The sequence below is a fragment of the Catenibacterium faecis genome, from assembly GCF_014306455.1.
Lineage (GTDB): Bacteria > Bacillota_I > Bacilli_A > Erysipelotrichales > Coprobacillaceae > Catenibacterium > Catenibacterium mitsuoka_A.
The window spans coordinates 1-18,273 of the sequence record NZ_JACRWG010000048.1 but is presented as its reverse complement, the minus strand read 5'-3'; the positions used below and the strand labels follow the sequence as shown (position 1 = coordinate 18,273).

Annotated in this window: 20 protein-coding genes; 1 reads left to right on the top strand and 19 read right to left on the bottom strand. The window is 33.1% G+C overall.

Annotation, left to right across the window (positions count from 1 at the left end; translation table 11 throughout):
• From H8909_RS13785 to H8909_RS10040, 17 genes are all read right to left on the bottom strand, one after another.
• Positions 1-122: transposase (locus H8909_RS13785; protein WP_369409826.1), on the bottom strand; the 122-nt coding region annotated here is incomplete at its 3' end.
• A gap of 82 nt (positions 123-204) precedes the next feature.
• Positions 205-474 (bottom strand): type II toxin-antitoxin system RelE/ParE family toxin, encoded by a 270-nt coding sequence (locus H8909_RS10115; protein WP_006505231.1) that lies wholly within the window; start codon positions 472-474, stop codon positions 205-207.
• Positions 471-791: a type II toxin-antitoxin system RelB/DinJ family antitoxin gene (locus H8909_RS10110; protein ID WP_022425189.1), complete on the bottom strand. Its 321-nt coding sequence runs from the start codon at positions 789-791 to the stop codon at positions 471-473. Before H8909_RS10110 ends, H8909_RS10115 begins: the two co-directional genes overlap by 4 nt.
• Before the next feature lie 124 nt (positions 792-915).
• Positions 916-2,535 carry an ATP-grasp domain-containing protein gene (locus H8909_RS10105; protein ID WP_187012742.1) on the bottom strand — a complete coding sequence of 540 codons (1,620 nt, stop codon included), beginning with the start codon at positions 2,533-2,535 and terminating at the stop codon, positions 916-918.
• A 14-nt stretch (positions 2,536-2,549) separates the two neighbouring features.
• Positions 2,550-3,302 carry an esterase family protein gene (locus H8909_RS10100; protein WP_117459230.1) on the bottom strand — a complete coding sequence of 251 codons (753 nt, stop codon included), beginning with the start codon at positions 3,300-3,302 and terminating at the stop codon, positions 2,550-2,552.
• Positions 3,303-3,356: 54 nt separating this feature from the next.
• Positions 3,357-4,316 (bottom strand): MmcQ/YjbR family DNA-binding protein, encoded by a 960-nt coding sequence (locus H8909_RS10095; RefSeq protein ID WP_187012741.1) that lies wholly within the window; start codon positions 4,314-4,316, stop codon positions 3,357-3,359.
• 20 nt (positions 4,317-4,336) lie between these two features.
• Complete coding sequence (locus tag H8909_RS10090) at positions 4,337-5,413, bottom strand: CapA family protein (RefSeq protein ID WP_187012740.1); 1,077 nt, start codon at positions 5,411-5,413, stop codon at positions 4,337-4,339.
• 3 nt (positions 5,414-5,416) lie between these two features.
• Complete coding sequence (locus H8909_RS10085; protein ID WP_369409825.1) at positions 5,417-5,908, bottom strand: dUTP diphosphatase; 492 nt, start codon at positions 5,906-5,908, stop codon at positions 5,417-5,419.
• A 57-nt stretch (positions 5,909-5,965) separates the two neighbouring features.
• Complete coding sequence (locus H8909_RS10080) at positions 5,966-6,487, bottom strand: hypothetical protein (protein WP_187012739.1); 522 nt, start codon at positions 6,485-6,487, stop codon at positions 5,966-5,968.
• 104 nt (positions 6,488-6,591) lie between these two features.
• Positions 6,592-7,467 (bottom strand): Ltp family lipoprotein, encoded by an 876-nt coding sequence (locus H8909_RS10075; protein WP_202985952.1) that lies wholly within the window; start codon positions 7,465-7,467, stop codon positions 6,592-6,594.
• A 129-nt stretch (positions 7,468-7,596) separates the two neighbouring features.
• Positions 7,597-9,279 (bottom strand): sensor histidine kinase, encoded by a 1,683-nt coding sequence (locus tag H8909_RS10070; RefSeq protein ID WP_238928263.1) that lies wholly within the window; start codon positions 9,277-9,279, stop codon positions 7,597-7,599.
• A complete protein-coding gene (locus tag H8909_RS10065) occupies positions 9,279-9,956 on the bottom strand; it encodes a response regulator transcription factor (RefSeq protein ID WP_117458522.1) in 678 nt (225 codons plus the stop codon). The genes H8909_RS10070 and H8909_RS10065 overlap by 1 nt, the downstream gene beginning before the upstream one ends.
• Before the next feature lie 14 nt (positions 9,957-9,970).
• Positions 9,971-10,627: a phosphate signaling complex protein PhoU gene (gene phoU, locus H8909_RS10060; protein WP_022425337.1), complete on the bottom strand. Its 657-nt coding sequence runs from the start codon at positions 10,625-10,627 to the stop codon at positions 9,971-9,973.
• 46 nt (positions 10,628-10,673) lie between these two features.
• A complete protein-coding gene (gene pstB, locus H8909_RS10055; protein ID WP_187012738.1) occupies positions 10,674-11,426 on the bottom strand; it encodes a phosphate ABC transporter ATP-binding protein PstB in 753 nt (250 codons plus the stop codon).
• Positions 11,427-11,440: 14 nt separating this feature from the next.
• Positions 11,441-12,364, bottom strand: a complete 924-nt coding sequence (gene pstA, locus H8909_RS10050) for a phosphate ABC transporter permease PstA (protein ID WP_202985951.1) — start codon at positions 12,362-12,364, stop codon at positions 11,441-11,443.
• Positions 12,357-13,274, bottom strand: a complete 918-nt coding sequence (gene pstC / locus H8909_RS10045) for a phosphate ABC transporter permease subunit PstC (RefSeq protein WP_117458525.1) — start codon at positions 13,272-13,274, stop codon at positions 12,357-12,359. The genes pstA and pstC overlap by 8 nt, the downstream gene beginning before the upstream one ends.
• Positions 13,264-14,100 carry a phosphate ABC transporter substrate-binding protein gene (locus H8909_RS10040; RefSeq protein ID WP_187012737.1) on the bottom strand — a complete coding sequence of 279 codons (837 nt, stop codon included), beginning with the start codon at positions 14,098-14,100 and terminating at the stop codon, positions 13,264-13,266. Before H8909_RS10040 ends, pstC begins: the two co-directional genes overlap by 11 nt.
• Before the next feature lie 195 nt (positions 14,101-14,295).
• Here H8909_RS10040 and H8909_RS10035 point away from each other — a divergent pair, with 195 nt between their 5' ends.
• Positions 14,296-15,177, top strand: coding sequence for a YitT family protein (locus H8909_RS10035; protein WP_187012736.1), 882 nt, complete (start codon positions 14,296-14,298; stop codon positions 15,175-15,177).
• An 834-nt stretch (positions 15,178-16,011) separates the two neighbouring features.
• Here the strand turns inward: H8909_RS10035 and H8909_RS10030 are convergent.
• Together H8909_RS10030 and H8909_RS10025 are read right to left on the bottom strand one after the other, a co-directional pair.
• Entirely contained in the window at positions 16,012-17,412 is a 1,401-nt protein-coding gene (locus H8909_RS10030; RefSeq protein ID WP_187012735.1) for a PTS sugar transporter subunit IIC, read from the bottom strand.
• Between the two features lie 188 nt (positions 17,413-17,600).
• Positions 17,601-18,273, bottom strand: a 673-nt coding sequence (locus tag H8909_RS10025) for a transposase (protein ID WP_187012734.1), incomplete at its 5' end; no start/stop codon positions are given.

Below are 18,273 nucleotides of genomic sequence, written 5' to 3'. Positions count from 1 at the left end.
TCAATTGTGGTTTTACCTGCATTTATTTCTTCTGCTAGTATAGAAATCGATTCACTACCATCTAAGTATCTTTTACATATTTCTATTTTTTGTTCCTTAGAAAACTTACTTTTTCTTCCAATAAGAAAAACCTCCTCAGTAAACAGTGCTTTTAATTATTTACACTGTCTACTGGGAGGTCATCATATCAAATTTCAATCCTTTTTACTTATCACCAAAGATGACATTCATATATTTTTCTTCATTTGTTAGAATACGGATGATTGTGACTGTATCATGATCATATTTATAGAAAATACTATATTTTCCTGCAATGACATAATAAAGATCTGTTGTCCATCCAGTTCTATTAGATAGCTGTCCACCTATTTCAGGGTGTGTTTTTAATACAGCACATAGTTTCACTATCTTTGGATTCAAACGCATAGGGTTTCTTAAATCAGCACGTGCTTGTCTTGTATATCTTAGATTCATAGTTCAATTCCAAATTCTTTTAAGATATCTTCTTCAGAAATGCTATCATCTGCAGGTGCTTTTTCACCTTTATCTAATTCAATCATTAACTGAGAGATTGCCTGTTCTCTTAATGCCTGCTTACTATTTGCAGTTACTAAGAAAGGCATCCCTTCTACATTAATAGACTGCTGAATAAATGCATTAATAGCATCAGTAAGTGTCATACCACACTGTGCATAGATTCCTTCTACCTGTGCTTTGATTTCTGGATTAATACGCATCTGAAAAGTGCTTGTTTTTGGTGCTGTCGCCACTGTTAGTGTTGTTTTTTTCATAGTTATAAACTCCTTCTCAACTATTATAAACATCACTCTATTAACAGTCAACACATTGTATATACAGAAAATAAATAAAGAAAAAACTGATCAGAAATGAAATCATTTCATCACAGTTTCTTAATTAACGCTTTTTCGCTTTATGTCTAGGTTTCTTAACAGCTTTTCTAGCACGAGGAGATTTCTTAACTACTTCTTTTAGTTCTTCTTTCTTCTCTTCTACTACCTTTACTGTATCTTCTACAGCTGCTTTTACTTCTTCTTTCTTTGTTTCCACAACTGCTTTAACTGGTTCTTTAGTTTCTTCAACCTTCTTAGTCACAGCTTTTACGGTCTTTTTAACCGGCTCTTTTTTCTTTTCTACAGTCTTAACGTTTTTTTCTACAACTGTTTTTACAGGTTCTTTTACTTCTTCTACCTTCTTAGCTACAGCTTTTACAGTCTTCTTTACCGGTTCCTTCACTGCTCCCTTTACAGGCTCTTTTACTTCTTCTACCTTTTTAGCCACAGCCTTAACTGTCTTCTTTACTGCTTTCTTAGGTGCAGCCTTTTTCTTCTTATGTGCAATAATTGCCTTAGTAATTTCATTTAACTTCGCTTTAGTCTTAGTACGGAAAATAAATACATGATTACCTTCAGCCTGTGCAAGAACCTGAGGAATATCTGCTTCAATCTTGATATATTCTCTATATTTATCTGCCACTTCTGCATCAGATAATTCATAATCAATACCAAGACGTCTTCCTACATAACCTACATAATACTTTCTTTCAATTTCATAGAAACAAGTATTATAGATCATCATATCTGCCCAAATAGTATATGTATCTACATCATAAGCATAGTTCATCATATCAGGAATAAAAGCACCTGGTGCTCTCATATTCACTTCTAGAGGAACTAAATCACCTTTTCTACCTAATCCTGGTTTATCTTCAGATAACTTAATGAATTCAAAATGGAAGAAACGGCTTCTTGTATCAAATGCTTTAACAACCTTTTCACCAATTTCATAAATAGGTTTACCTTCTACTGGTTCAGAATGGAAATAAATATCAGATGCATCATTGACTGTATCCATAATAGAAGTATCCATAAAATGACTTGTAGAGAATAAAATATTCTTATCCTTATCAGTCACACCTTCGAATGTTACAACATCACCAGGCACAAAATCTTCTAGAATATAATCAATATAATCCTGTTTATGATCATAGAAGTCTTTTAATTCTTCATCATCTTTTAATTTATAAGTATGAGTTGCTCCTACACCATTATCTGGCTTTACAATCACTGGATAACCATTCTTTTTAGTAAACTCTAAAGCTTCATCAAGTGTATCTAACTTAATATAGTCAGCCACCTTTAAACCAGCACTCTTATATACTTCCTTCATAGCTGATTTAAATTTCATACAGCGCATATCCTGAATCTGTGGACCAGTAGTCACATTAAAGTCTCTTCTTAATGTTGCTTCTAGTTCTAGCCAGTATTCATTTTCTGATTCAATCCAGTCAATCTTTCCATAATGACTAGAGAAATAAGCACATGCACGATATACTTCATCATAGTTTTCTAAAGAGCCTACATAGTAATATTCAGTCAATGAATTCTTTGTTTCATCACTGATCATATCGTATGGGCAATCTCCAACACCTAATACATTCACACCACGATCTTTTAAACGTGAACAGAAATTATGATAATATTCTGGAAAATGTGGTGATATAAATACGACATTCATCTATTCTTCTCCTCCTAGATTACTCTCTTTACAAAATATGGGAACTGTACTCTCCACCAATCCCAATCATGGTTTACATCATATCCCCAGAAATCAATCCATGCTGGAATATTCTTATATTCTAATAGTTCTTTCATTCTACTAGTTGAACGAACCATTTCATCTTCCCATGCACCCTGACCGCAGCATAATACAATACGACGTTTTCTATACATTTCTACATATGGGTGATCATAACTCATACCTTCAATATATTTAATAGGACTATTACGATAAACATTATCATCCACATAATCATGGAAGAATAAATCACTATCATAGTATCCACTTAATGCGATACATCCACTAAAGATATCCGGTCTTCTAAATAAGAAATTAGCTGCATGTGATGCACCTAATGAACATCCTGTAGTATAAATACCCTTTGCATGTGTACCACACATCGCATTAATATCAATAATTCTAGGTACTAATTCATCTACAATATAATGATAATATTGTTCCAACATATGTGAACGAGATCCAACATCATGACCGCCTTCTTCACTCCATGTTTCTAAATCAATACTATCACAGCAGAATAATTGTATATTCCCATTATCAATAAGGTCTTCTACTGTAGCGACCATACCATTGTTTTCAAAATCAAAAAATCTACCATTCTGTGTTGGAAATACCAGTATAGGTGTTCCTGCATGTCCATACACCTTATATTCCATATCTCTTTCAAGACATGGACTGTACTCTTTATAATATTCTACTTTCATTCCCAAATCCTCCTTTGCCTTTGCCCATTATATCACATTTAATAGACAATTCACTTATTTATCGGTATTTCCTATATACTCCTTTAATTCTTTAGGAATATGCCTAGCACCTCTTATAGCTCTTAATTTATATGTCTTAAGTACTTCCAATGGATAAAGAGTAGGATCATATGTTTTTAGACGTTTAAGAAGCATACTTGTTTCATTACTTTCTACTACCTGACATTTATACATAATTGCAGAATAAGGAGCACCATAATAGATATATACATTCGCTCCCTGATGAATATTTCCTTTTTGATGCCATTGTATATAATCACTTTGATTAAATGCCTTTATTAAGTTAAAACGTTTAGGAGACGCAGGAATAACCCAATCTTCACATATCACAGTAGTCTGATAGCTTTGATCAACAAGAGACATGATGTCTTCATCACTCAATGTTTCATCTAACAGTATACTAATCCAATGTTTCTTATTCATATGAAAAGCTGGATAGATAGAAGGATGATTCACTGTATCTATAGGAACCTTAATATTCAAACATTCTATTTCTCCCTGTTTATCACAAAACTTAGAATAATCTGTATACATAATAAGTCCAAACCACTTATCATTATTTCTAAATATAAATGAATCGCCATTAGTAAAAGGATGATCTGGAAGAACATGATACTTTTCTTCAATAAGATGCATCAAACGTTTAGATTGAGGAAAAACAAAATAATCATATACAAAACAATGATTTAATATGTCCTCAATACAGTCTTCATATGCAGTTCTTACTTTTTGTACAAACTTTCCCTGCTTACCTACTAAATGAATATTTGTATATTCTTCATCTGTATCAGAATCATAAACATTAGCCTCTAATATATCATTTATTATTACTTCAATTCTGAAATCACCATCTAGTATATCTTTCTTATATATATAATTATGCCCCTGCTTCTTAAATCCATAATCAATGAGTTTATTCTCATCACAATGATAACGTCTATAATCCTTCATCATATACTTCTCCAAAGAATGCCTTACATATCAATTTTGATATTCTTTACTTTCTGTTTCACTTCTTCTTTCATATGAGGAATAGTCAGATTAGGAAACCCATGTTTCTCTACTAACTTACTTGTATAATCCTTTAAACGATAAACAGAAAAATCATGTCTTTCTTTTTTGCCCGTTAAAGTATAGTAATTCACAAGTGGTGTGAATACCACATTCTTAATTTTCTTTTTTTCTATATCAAAAGAAAGCATACCTTCTAATTGACATGATTCTTCCAACATGCCACTCACAAAATTACCTAAACTATAAGCAACTAATGTACGCTTACCATCCGCTCTTTGAATATATTCTACATCCTGTAATGTATGTGTATGTGTTCCAATAATCACATCTGCGCCTGCATCTGCAAGCTGCTTAGCCATGTTCTTCTGGAATGTATTAGGATGATAATCATACTCAATACCCCAATGACAGGATACTATCACAATATCCGCATTCTCTCTTGCTTTCTTCATATTCTCCATCATAGTGGATTCCTGAAAATTAATCATATAAGGTAACTGTTTCTGATAAGTCACACCATTCACATATTGATTAAAAGATACAAATGCAATTTTAATACCATTCTTTTCTACTATCTTAATATTCTGTTTCTCTTCCTCATTCTCATAGAGTCCTAAATAAGTCATCTGAGGATGTTTATTAAATACCTGGATAGAATGTAGTATGCCAGATGCCCCTTGATCATATGCATGATTGGTAGCACCATTCACTATATTAAATCCTACCTTTTCTAAATCATCTGCCACACTATCAGGTGCATTAAAGAGGGGATAACCCGATGGTGTTCCTCCTCCTAATATCGTTTCCTGATTCACAAAACTATAATCTGCCTGAATATACTTCTTAATATTCTTATAATAGCCTGTAAAGTCATAACCATTAGAAGTCTTGGCTTCATCAAGCATACATTGATGATAGAGATTATCCCCTACAGCTAGAAAAGAAACACTTGGTGTCTCTTTCTTTACTTCTTCTTTAGGAGGTGTACTACATCCTGAAAGAAGTAACATAACTGCAAGAAGAAGTTTATATTTCATGAATTATTTAGTCGTTGATCCAAATCCACCATTACGTGTTTCAGTAGCATCATCATCTTCAGTAATACCATATGTCATGAAGATTCCCTGGGCAATACCCTGGCCAGCCTGAACATCAACTACTTTTCCTTCATTTGAATCATTTGTCATCTTAATAAAGATATGACCTTCATTATCTGAATAGAAATAATCACTATCAATAACACCTACAGTATTATTTAACTGTAGACGATATTTAAATCCCAAACCACTTCTAGGATAAATCATTAATACCCATCTTTCATTCATTTCACAGCGGATTCCTGTAGGAATCTTTACTGTTTCTCCAGGTTCTAGATGTATATCAATAGGTGTATAAAAATCATATCCTGCAGATCCTTTAGTTGCACGACGTGGAAGCTTAATCGCATCATAGATGTCCTTTACATCTTCCCTTTCCATTCCTGTTTGAAATTGTTCATAAGATACTTTATAAAATTTAGCGCTATTCATTATAGTCTCCTTTCGCTCTTATATATATTATACACAAAAAGCCTAGATTTTACTCTAGACTTATGAGTCAAAACGATATTTAAATTCTTTATAAGTTTTTGCGGTTTTTGTATCCTTCACTACAGCATAACAATAATGATTATCCTGGTTTACATCTATACTTATCGCAACCTTTCGCTTATTTGAAAAAGTAAATGTAGACTTTTCTACACGTGGACTACTTAAATCATTATTAGGAACTGAAATAGTAAGAAAATACTTAAGAGAAGCATTCTCTCCTGTCTTCATATTTCCATGATAACAACGCATGATCTTATTATCCTTCTTCATTGTATAAGCAATATCTAAATTCTTTTTTACTACATAAGAATCAATATCCTTAAATTCCTTCTTATGTAGGTTCTTATTCATTTCTTTAAAGAAAGCTGTCTTATAATCTCTATCTTCACATGTAATAGAAATCTCTTCCCCATTCAACATACCTGAATAAAATGTTCTTACTTCCTGTGCTATATAATTTGAATTGGCACGTGTTGAACATCCACTTGTCAACAAAAGTGCGATTAACCAGAGTATCTTCATGCTTTATCACCTGTAAGCATTATACATATTTATTATGGAATAACTGTGTATTTTCAAAAAATGAAGCACTTATTTGTGCTTCATTCATACTTTTATTAAAAGAGTTACTGTGGTAGGTGATCAACTGCATATTGTGCTTCTTCAGCAGTGAATTTTTCTCCATAGCTTGAAGTTAACTGTTCATAGATAGCTGAACGAGACATATTCATACTTGTCTGATAATCCTTAGCTTTTTCTAATGCATTTGCCTTATAATCAGCTACTAAATGATCCACTGCATACTGTGCTGATTCTGCAGGAAAACCTTCTCCATAAGATGAAGTCAACTGATCATAGATAGCCGCCTTAGACATATGCATCATTGACGAATAAGATTCTGCTTTCGCAAGAGCATTTTTATCTTCCATAGTAGGTTCTTTACCCTTTGAATAATGAACAGTAACGGTACTTCCCTTTTCTAATTGTGTACCTGCCGCTGGTGACTGACTAATAAATCCACCCTCTGCCACACTATCAGAAAAGTCTTCTTCCTTGCTGAATTTAAAGCCATTTTCATTACACCAAGCCTGTGCATCTGTTTGACTCAAATCAACAACTTCTACTTTCTCTACTTTCTTTTTCTTCTTAACTTCTTTTGTAGTAGATACTTCAGGTGAAGATTCAATTGGTTCTGGATCACTGATGCAGCCTGCATATGCAAAAACCAAGAAACCTGCAAGAATCATACATAATGCTTTTTTCTTAGGCTGTTTCTTAAACAAGCAATATACAAGATAACCGATGCCTAATACAAAAGCGATAAAGCCAAGCATCATAAATGCATCCACTGATACACAGCGAATCACAAACAATACAAAGAAAACAAGTGAAGCCAACAATGTCTTTTTCGCCTTATCATTTGGTTCATTGTTTTTCTTTGATTTAAGGAAATACACAATGCCTAGTACAAGTAAAACTAAGAATAATAGAAATAAAATCATATCAACATCCCCTTCCTTGGATATATATATTGTAGTACTATCCATCAAAAGATGTATTGAGTAAGCGCTGGAGAGCGCCTATTAATAGGTGTCTAGAAAAAATAATTAAAAAAGCTGTACGATGACAGCTTATGATTTGTTAGGAAGAGTAATCGTAATACAAGTACCCTCTCCTAATTGACTATGTAATTTCACTGTTCCTTTATTATAAGAAACAATATGCTTAACGATAGCAAGACCTAAACCTGTACCACCTTTGATTCTACTACGTCCCTTATCAACACGGTAAAATCTTTCAAAGACACGGCCTTGGTCTGCAAGAGGTATACCAATACCTGTATCCTTGACTTCAATGATCATGTTATCTTTCTTACTATAAATATGAACATATACATGACCATCTTCTTTGTTGTACTTAATAGCGTTACTTACAAGATTAGAAATCAATGTTTCTATTTGAGATCCATTTCCAATATAAGTAATAGGTTCTACATCTGTATGAAGCTCTACATTATATTTCAATAATAAACCTTCATAATCTTCTGATATATCCTTCATTAATGCCTGCATTTTTACAGGAACCTTTTCTACAATGAGATCATCACTATCTAATCTAGATAACATCAAGATATCATTAATCAAAGAAGACATATTAGTCACTTCTGTTTGAATCTTAGAAAGCATCATCTTCTTCTGATTTTCATCATTGATGAATCCTTGTGATAATAATTCACTATAACCTCTAATAGCTGTAATAGGTGTTTTTAATTCATGAGATACACTAGAGAAGAATTCTTCTCTCATCTTCTGTGAGTTCTTCATTACAGTAATATCCACAAAGAAGAGTGCTGTACCAAATGGAAGGCGGGAGATTGCACATTGGTAATCAAAATCATGAATCTTTAATTCTATGCGCTGTTTCTTAGGTGCGCTATTTAACGCATTTATAAGATTAGGATAAGTAATATGATCTATTAAGTTATCCTTTTCTTTTAAAGGTCCTAGAATCTTTATAGCACTATCATTGACACTTAAGATCATGCCATTCTCATCAAGTAAGATAAAGCCTTCCTCCATCTTTCTTAATATCGCATTGATCTTATCTTGTTCAAATCTTGTTTCTCTCATAGATTTTCTTAATCGATGAGAAAGATTTTCTATTGTATCAATAATAGGTGTGAATTCTTCATAATCTGTTGTTGGAAGTTCAAAACGATAGTCTTCTGTCATGTTATTAAGAGACTCACTGATTTCTGTCAAAGGCTTTGTGACTCTCTTAGAGAGTTTACGTGCAACTATGTATGAAAATAATATACTGATCAGTATAGAAATTGAAAATGCAGGAGCAAGTTCAGGGAAATAACCCCATACACCTGAATAAGGGATGGACAATCTTATAATATGGTTATCTTTATAATATGCTGCATAGAGAAGTGGCTGATTGGTTGTCTCAGAACGTCTCATTGCATACCCTTCATGATTTGAAGAATGAAGTGCCTGTTGCACTTCTTCTCTTTTCAAATGATTAGAAGAGATGTCTTTCTTATATGTATCTGCAAGAACTTTACCTTTTTCATCTATAACAGATATTCTTGTATCATCAGAGAAAGCAAGTGGATTAAGTGTTTCTATCTGTGTATTGAGATCCTTAGAGTAGTCTAGATTATATTCTATAAGTTTTACAGAATACATCATTTCTCTTTCAGAATCCTCTTTCATTGAACCAGAAATAATAAATATACTCGTTGCACTACAGATACATAGAGATACTAATAAAAGTGAGATAAAATATCTCAATATAGATTGTCTCATTATTGACCATCCTCAATAAAACGATAACCTACACTTCTGATTGTCTTAATATAATGATGTCCATCATCACCTAGTTTAGATCTTAAAGAACGAATATGAACATCTAAGGCTCTTGATTCGCCTACAAAATCATAACCCCAGATATTATTTAAAAGTTCTTCTCTTTCTACAACACGTTCTTTATTTTCTACTAAATAGAGTAATAACTGATACTCTTTATGAGTTAATTCAAGTTTTTCACCCTGCTTTAAAATAATATGCTTAGATTTATCAATTTCTAAAGATGTTGTCTTAATAACCTTTGAATGATGCTGGCTTCTTCTAAGTAATGAGCGAACACGTGCAGCAAGTTCCAGCACTCCAAATGGTTTCGTCATATAATCATCACAGCCTGAATCTAAACCTCTTACTTTATCTATTTCACGATCCTTTGCAGAAAGAATTAAGATAGGTAAAGTAGTATTAGTCTTTCTAATCTGTTTAATGGCTGAAATACCGTCTAATTCAGGTAACATGACATCAAATATTGCAAGATCAGGTGTATCTTCATGAATTGCGACAATTGCATCTATCGCATTATTAAAGAGGGTAATTTGATACCCACTTGATTCAAGAGATAACTTGATAATTTCCTGAATATTCTCATCGTCTTCTATTACATATATACGTTCGCTCATTGGTTATATCCCCCTTAAATAATACGCTGCTGGTTGATAGATCCTGTTTCCATGAAATCTAACCATTCACAGATATTAGATGCATGATCACCAATTCTTTCAAGATATTTCGCAATCATGAAGTAATCTAAACAATCATCTGCATTTTCACTATTTTCTTTCATAATCTGGATGATTTCATTCTTAATATCTAAGAATAATGCATCAATATCATCATCCATTCTAGAAATGTTATGGGCTTTATCTACATCACCTTCTACAAAGGCTTCAATAGACTTATGCACCATTTCTTTTGCAGTCTTTAACATTTCTGGAATATGTTCTACTGTTCTATAAATATGATCACCAGATAAATCCAAGATAATTTCACAAATATCAGAACACTGATCACCAATTCTTTCTAGATCAGTCACAATCTTTAATGCAGTAGTTACAATACGTAAATCTCTTGCCACTGGCTGCTGTCTTAACATTAACTTAAAACAAATAGATTCAATAGAACGTTCCATATCATTGATCATACGATCATTTTCCATAACTTCTTTCGCAAGCTTAGTGTTCTTGTTTTTAAATGCAGCAATAGTATTTTCTAACGCATTTTCTACAAGACCGCTCATCTTTTGAAGATCTACATTCAGCGTATCTAGTTCTCTATCAAAACGACTTCTCATAATATTTACCCCTTCATTATAATATATTGATTTAGATTATTAAATATTAACCGAATCTACCAGTGATATAATCTTCTGTTCTCTTATCCTGAGGGAATGAGAAGATCTTTTCTGTATCACCAGTTTCGATAATTTCACCCTGTAAGAAGAATGCTGTATTGTCTGCAATACGTGAAGCCTGCTGCATGTTATGAGTTACAATCACAATTGTATAATCTTTCTTAAGATCCATTAACAAGTCTTCAATCTTAGATGTAGAAATTGGGTCTAATGCACTTGTAGGTTCATCTAATAAGATAACATCTGGGTTAACAGCTAAACATCTCGCAATACATAATCTCTGCTGCTGACCACCAGATAAACCTAATGCACTCGTATCTAGACGATCTGCAATTTCATCATATAAAGCAGCCTGCTTTAATGATCTAATCACAATCTTTTCTAATTCAGCATGATTCTTAATACCATGAATTCTAGGTCCATAGGCAATGTTATCAAAGATACTCATTGGGAATGGGTTAGGCTGCTGGAATACCATACCTACTTTCTTTCTCAATAAAGTTGTATCTACTCTAGGATCAAAGATGTCTTCACCATCTAGTGTCACCTGACCAGTAATCTTTACCCCTTTTACATAATCCTGCATACGGTTTAATGTTTTAAGGAATGTAGATTTACCACATCCAGAAGGACCGATGAACGCTGTGATCTTATGTTCTGGGATCTCTAGACTTGTATCCTTTAAGGCATGCTTTTCACCATACCATAAGTTTAAATTCTTAATTTCCATTTTATTCATATATATTTACCTCATTATTTTGCTTTTTCTACATTAAACTTACTTGATAGCCATTTAGCGATAAAGTTCATAATTAATACAAGAATAATCAAAATCATCGCAATCACAAAGGCTTGTCCATATTCTGCGTTACTCATTGCCATATATAATTGGATAGTAAGTGTTCCACCACTTTCCATTAAGTGAGTGAAGAATCCTCTTGGCATAAAGTAACCACTACCTGCTGTAAATAATAAGGCAGCTGATTCAGCCACAATACGTCCCATCCCAAGAATCACACCAGTTAAGATACCAGGCATTGCACTTGGAAGGATTACAGTACGTATCATATACCACTTAGTTGAACCAATACCTAATGCAGCTTCACGATATGAAGAAGGAACTGATTCTAAGGCAACCTGAGTGTTTCTAATAATAATTGGTAAAATAAGAATAGTTAGTGTGAAACAGCCATTTATGACTGAATAACCAAGTCCTAACATTTCACCAAAGAAAATCATACCAAACAATCCAAAAATAATAGATGGAATACCTGATAATACTTCTGTTGTAAATGAGACAGCAGCAACGAACTTCTTATTCTTTGCATATTCATTTAAGTAAATGGCAGCACCAATACCAATTGGGCAGGCAAATAATAATGTACCTACGACAATATAAAGAGTATTGATGATGTTACCTAATAAACCTTCAGGGTTTAATAACTGACTCATTGGTTCAATTAAATTCTTGAAATGGAAATGTGGAATGGCTTTAGAGAATACATAACCAATAATGACAAGAATTAAGATACTAGAGAAACCAGCACATAGGTAAATAAGTCCACGTAGTATAGTGTCTCCAATTCTTTTCTTTTTATGATATAACGTTCTATCCACAGCGTTCACTTCCTTTAATGGGGACGTAGCTGATACTTCTTTAGAATCTGCTTTATCCATTTTCTTCACCCTTCTTTAGAATCTTCATTAAAACAATATTGATTACCATAATGAAGATGAATAATACTAAACCGATTGTAAATAATACTTGTCTATGTACACCACTTGAGTAGGACATTTCAGATACGATTGCTGTTGTTAAGAAACGTACTGAATTGAATGGTGCTGGTAAATTAACTGCATTTCCAGCAACAAGTAAGATAGCCATTGCTTCACCAATAGCACGTCCAACACCTAATACAATGGCACTCATGATTCCATTCTTAGCAGCTGGAATAACTACTTTAAAGATTGTCTGAATCTTAGTTGAACCAAGTGCATAAGAACTTAATCTCAAATGATTTGGAACAGTTTCTAGAGCTGTTTCTGATACATTGATTAATGTTGGTAAAATCATGATCACTAATACAATAATTGCGGCAATGAGGTTTGCCCCACCAGTAAACTGATGTGAATGAGACGTATGATAGAAAAACTTTTCTAACTTATACATCTGTGGGTTGATGATCAAGATACCAAGTAACCCATAAACAACTGATGGAATACCAGCTAATAATTCAATAGCTGCTTTCATAATCTTCTTTGGGGTACCAGTGACCATTTCACTTAATGCGGCTGCGGTAAATAAACCAACAGGTATTGCGATTAAGACTGCAAGTAAAGTACCAACAATAGAAGTTAAGATAATATAAAGAATACCGAACTTTCCTTGAGAAGGAACCCATTCTGTTTTAAATAAGATATTTCCGATACCAACCTTAGCAAGTGCAGGTGTGCCACTATAGATCATGTAGGCAGTAATAGCGACGACTGCAACTATTGAAAAAGCAGCACACACACTAACGATTAATGCGGCTGCCTTTTCTGATGCTTGTCTACTTTTATTGGTACCGACAATGCTATTTAGCACTGATTAGACCTACTTTTTTAATGATAGCCTGCCCTTCATCACTATCAATGTAATCGAATAATGCCTGAACTAATTTAGACTGTTTTTCAATTTTACCTTTAGTAGCCATTACGAATGGTCTCTGTAAACCATATTTACCAGCTTTGATGTTCTTAACTGTACAATCAACACCGTCTAACTGTAATGTGTTGATTGATTTATCAACAGCATCTAGTGATACATAACCAATAGCACCTTCAATAGAAGCACATTTAGCAACAACTGCACCAGTATTATCTAATTCCTGTGCATATTTACATTTATCTTTTACTTCTAATAATTCTTCGAAAGCAACTCTCGTACCAGAAGCAGCTTCTCTACCAATAACAACGATCTTTTCGTCTTTACCACCAAGTTCTTTCCAGTTAGTGATTTCACCAGTATAGATCTTAGTTAACTGTTCTTTAGTTACATTCTTAACAGTATTATCTTTGTTAACTGCAACTGCGATACCATCAATAGCAACGATATTCTCTTCAAGACCCTGGCTCTTTTCTTCATCAGTTAATGCTCTTGAAGAATCACCGATATCAGCCTTACCACTTAATACTGAAGAAATACCAGCAGATGAACCGGTGAACTGAGATTCAACTGTAACGTTAGGGTTCTTTTCTTTGAAAGATTCGCCTAAGGCAGTTACAAATTTTTCCATTGATGTAGAACCATCAAGTGAGATCTTTCCTGATAAATCTCCTGAACCAGCATTTGAAGAATCTTTAGATCCCCCACAACCAGCAAGTGAGAATGCAAGTACACATGTAAGTACAAGCGTTAATATTTTTTTCATATTTACTTTTTTCCTCCCGTCTTCTTAAGACACCTACATCATAAATTTTTCTCCTTAACAAAAAAATCATATTTGTGTATGTATTATCTTAAGATTATGTAAATGTGTTTTTTCACTTTTTACATAATTACGGTTGTTTTGTTGTATAAACAATAGTACAATTTGGTCGAAATTTCGGAGGTGAATGTTAAATTTATGTTATATGAAAAGGAAATCCAACAAAAAAGATCAATAAAAGCCCTCAAATCATTCGCATGCGTTATTCTTGCATCATGTTTAATGGCCTTTAATATTAAGACATTTGTACGTGCTGGTGAATTAGTCCCTGGTGGTATTACTGGTATGACTCTATTAATACAGAGAATAATGTTAAAGTATGCTAACATTACTGTTCCTTATTCTGTGCTTAATATTTCATTAAATGCGATACCAGCTGTTATTGGTTTTAAACTTATTTCAAAACGTTTTACTGGTTATAGTGTATTAATGATTGTTTTAAACTCATTCTTAGTTGATTTGATTCCTTCTTATAAGGTGACAACTGATCCATTATTAATTGCTTTATTTGGTGGTTTATTAAATGGTTTGGCTATTTCTATTGCTTTATATGGTAAAGCAAGTTCTGGTGGAACAGACTTTATTGCAGTCTATATTCATCGTAAGTGGAATATTTCTTCTTGGAATATCATTCTAGGTTTTAATATTATTCTATTATTAACTTCTGGAATGTTATTTGGATTTGAAGCATCTCTTTATTCTATTGTCTTCCAGTTCGTATCTACTCAGGCAATAGATACTTTCCACAAATCAGATCAGCAGATGACATTATTCATCATATCTAATAAAGCAGACGAATTAGAAAGAGAACTATTAGTTAAGACACATCATGGTATGACTCGTTTTACTGGTGAAGGATCTCATACACACGAAGATCGTGTTATGCTTTATACAGTTGTCAGTGCTGCAGAAGTAAATGATGTTTATGAAATTATTAAAAGTATTGATAAGCAGGCTTTTGTTAATATAGTCAAAACAAATGCTGTTAAAGGAAGGTTCTATCAGGAACCTATTGATTAACCTGGATTTATTCCAGGTTTTTTAATGCAAAAAAATAAGTAGGTCTCCCTACTTATTAATACATTGAGATATCAGATTGTGAACAATGTTTTCTTTGCCTGCAACTAAATTTTTGATTAGATGTCCACGATAATCACATAGTATACCGCCAGCTTCTTCTAATATAACTTCCTCTCTGTGCACAAATATAGCACCTTATATAATAAGTATGGTTATCATCGAGTGAAGAGTATATTAATAATTGGTAAAAAAAGAATCCTCCATAAGGAGGATCGTGCACTACATAAATATTCTTTTGGCTTGATATGGATGAAATATGAATGCAGTGGCTGTTTTTCAATCAATGCCCTAATGATTAAAAGGATCAGCGTTCCTAGGAAAATCAAAGTTATAATGAGTTAAAAGTATGAGGGTTTCATTAATTACTCACTTTATATCCATGTTCAATAAGGGATTTAATTATTAGCATACTCTTACGAGCAGTGATCATTCTTATCCTCGCACCCGAATAAGAATGTACAGGAGATGCAGATATATCTGCACAAGATCATGAGGTCCCTACACCCCACGATATGTATAACTAGATTTTCCTATCTTAAGACCTTAATCTTAAGATGATAATATATTATCATCTTATCGGTATTTTATCAATGATAATAATAAAAAAATGTCATGAGCTGGACGTCTCATGACGATTTAGGAAGCAAAAATTTATTTTCTTTTTGCATCTTTATAATAATCTAACAAAATGATTAAACAAGTATTCTTAAGGATATTGTATAGTTGTTACAAAAAAAGCAAATTTATATGCATAAATCCACTCTTTTTGTAACTTTAATAGATATATTCTTCTTTCTTCTGTTTTCTCTCATATATATAAATAAATGGCGCATACACAAGTACTGAAATAAATATACATATGAGATGTGATATTGCCCCATAGATACTTCCTCCAGTAACTAGGAAGCCCATTAAAATAGGTGGCATAACCCAAGGTACCTCCATGATCACATGTGGACAAAATCCTATTTGAATAAGGAAATATCCCACTGTAAGACAGATAAGTGGTGCAAGAATAAATGGAATATCTAATAGAGGATTAAGCACAATAGGCATACCAAAGATGACTGTTTCGTTGATATTCGCTAAACTTGGGAATAAAGAAATATTCGCTATTAGACGATTATCATGTCTTTGAGAAAAAATAAGTATATATATTACAACCCCTAATGTACATCCTGAGCCGCCAACTTCTCCAAACATCTGAAACATCGTTGAATTGAATACATATGGTATATCTTTTCCTCTTAACCCCGCATTAAATGCTGCCATATTAATATAGAGTAATGGTCTATACAAAGATTCAACGATAGGCAACATAAGATTCTTCCCATGGAATCCAACAGTCCAAAACAATAAGATAATAAAATACAAAACAAGAACCGCAATTAAATTATCCCCTGCCATCAGCTGTAACGGAAGCTGTATAAGATTATATATATTTGTATTAAGTGTATGACCTGTGCTTAGGATACAAAGATAAGAGATAGAACTCATAATTAAGCATGTCAAGAACGTAGGAACAATATTCATAAATGATAATACCTGATTGGTAGAAACCTGACTAGGAAGCTTAATTAAGAGACAATCGCAGTTTCTTAATAAATGATAAAGTTCTGTCGCAATTATAGCGACAAACATTGCAGTAAAGAGTCCTGATAAAGATGTATAAATTGAACCTATTCCCTGCGCAGTAAAATCTTTCAAAGTGATTCCTATATAATTTGGAATATGGACAAAAGCAGATAGTTTTGTATGTACAATAGCACCACTATCTGTGTGTAATAGCAGATTGATATGTAGACCATCTATTGTATGTGGTGTGACAATCAACCAGCATATAAAACTGACAATCACAGGATAAATATCATAATCCCCATTCGCCTTAGCAATTTCACTAGATAATAATAATACAATTATGATAGAGATACATGAAATAGCTGCATAATTCAATGCTTCAAAGATTGGATTAAAAATTTTCAAATCCATAATAAGTGGAAAAATAGTACCTAATCCCCCATGATCATTAACTAATACATTTGTCCAAAGCATTCCAACAGCACCTGTAAGAGATATTGGCATATAATTCTGGAATGCATTTTTAATCGCATTTAAGTATTTATTCTGAGTACATCTCATAGCCACCCAGGATAAAACATCTACTAATTTATTCATCCCATCACTTCCTTCGCACTCCCATATTACATTTTTCAAAAGAAAAAGTCCATCACTAGATGGACTCAGATTGTTGACAAATTAGATGAAAATATCAATTGGGTTATCCCAAATTGGTATTTTCATTTTTTTATGCTCAAAATATTCATATATCACTCTAAATATTAAAAAAGGCAAGCTTATTAAGGCTATATTAGCCCCATTCTTCGCTTGCACAATCCTAGTTTCTTGAGATTATGGCAGCTGAAAATGATCAGCGATTCATGCTGATTTTTCACTAGCCCTATTAAACGCGTAAATCGCATGCCATGGTTTTCCTTGGCATCCGCAAACACACGTTCAATTGTTTCTTTTCTTTGTGGATAGATGATTTTCCATTCATCGGTCTGTCTTATATAATCTGCTTCTTCTCTATCAGATTCCCATACATGTCTTGTAATCGTTTTTACATGTTTCTTTGATTGTGTACATTTTGATAGGAAAGGACATCCTTCACAGTCCTTTGGATTACTTTCATAGACTCTGTATCCTTCTCTGTTGGTTGTTTTATAGTGAAGATCTTTTTCATTAGGACAGATATAGATATCTAAATATTCATCATATACATACTCATACTTTTTAAAGAATCCCTTTTTAGTCATTGGCCTCTTATATGGAAGAAATGGCACTCTACCGCTTGTTAGTATCTGGTGACAGATCGGTGATGTATTGAATCCTGCATCAAGGCACACGTTTTTAATGCCTTCATATTTCTGGATAAGTTCATTGTATATTTCTGAGAATATTGCACTGTCATGCATGTTTCCTGGTGCCACCTTATTAAAGAGAACATAGCCGTATCTGTCACATATTGTCATATGT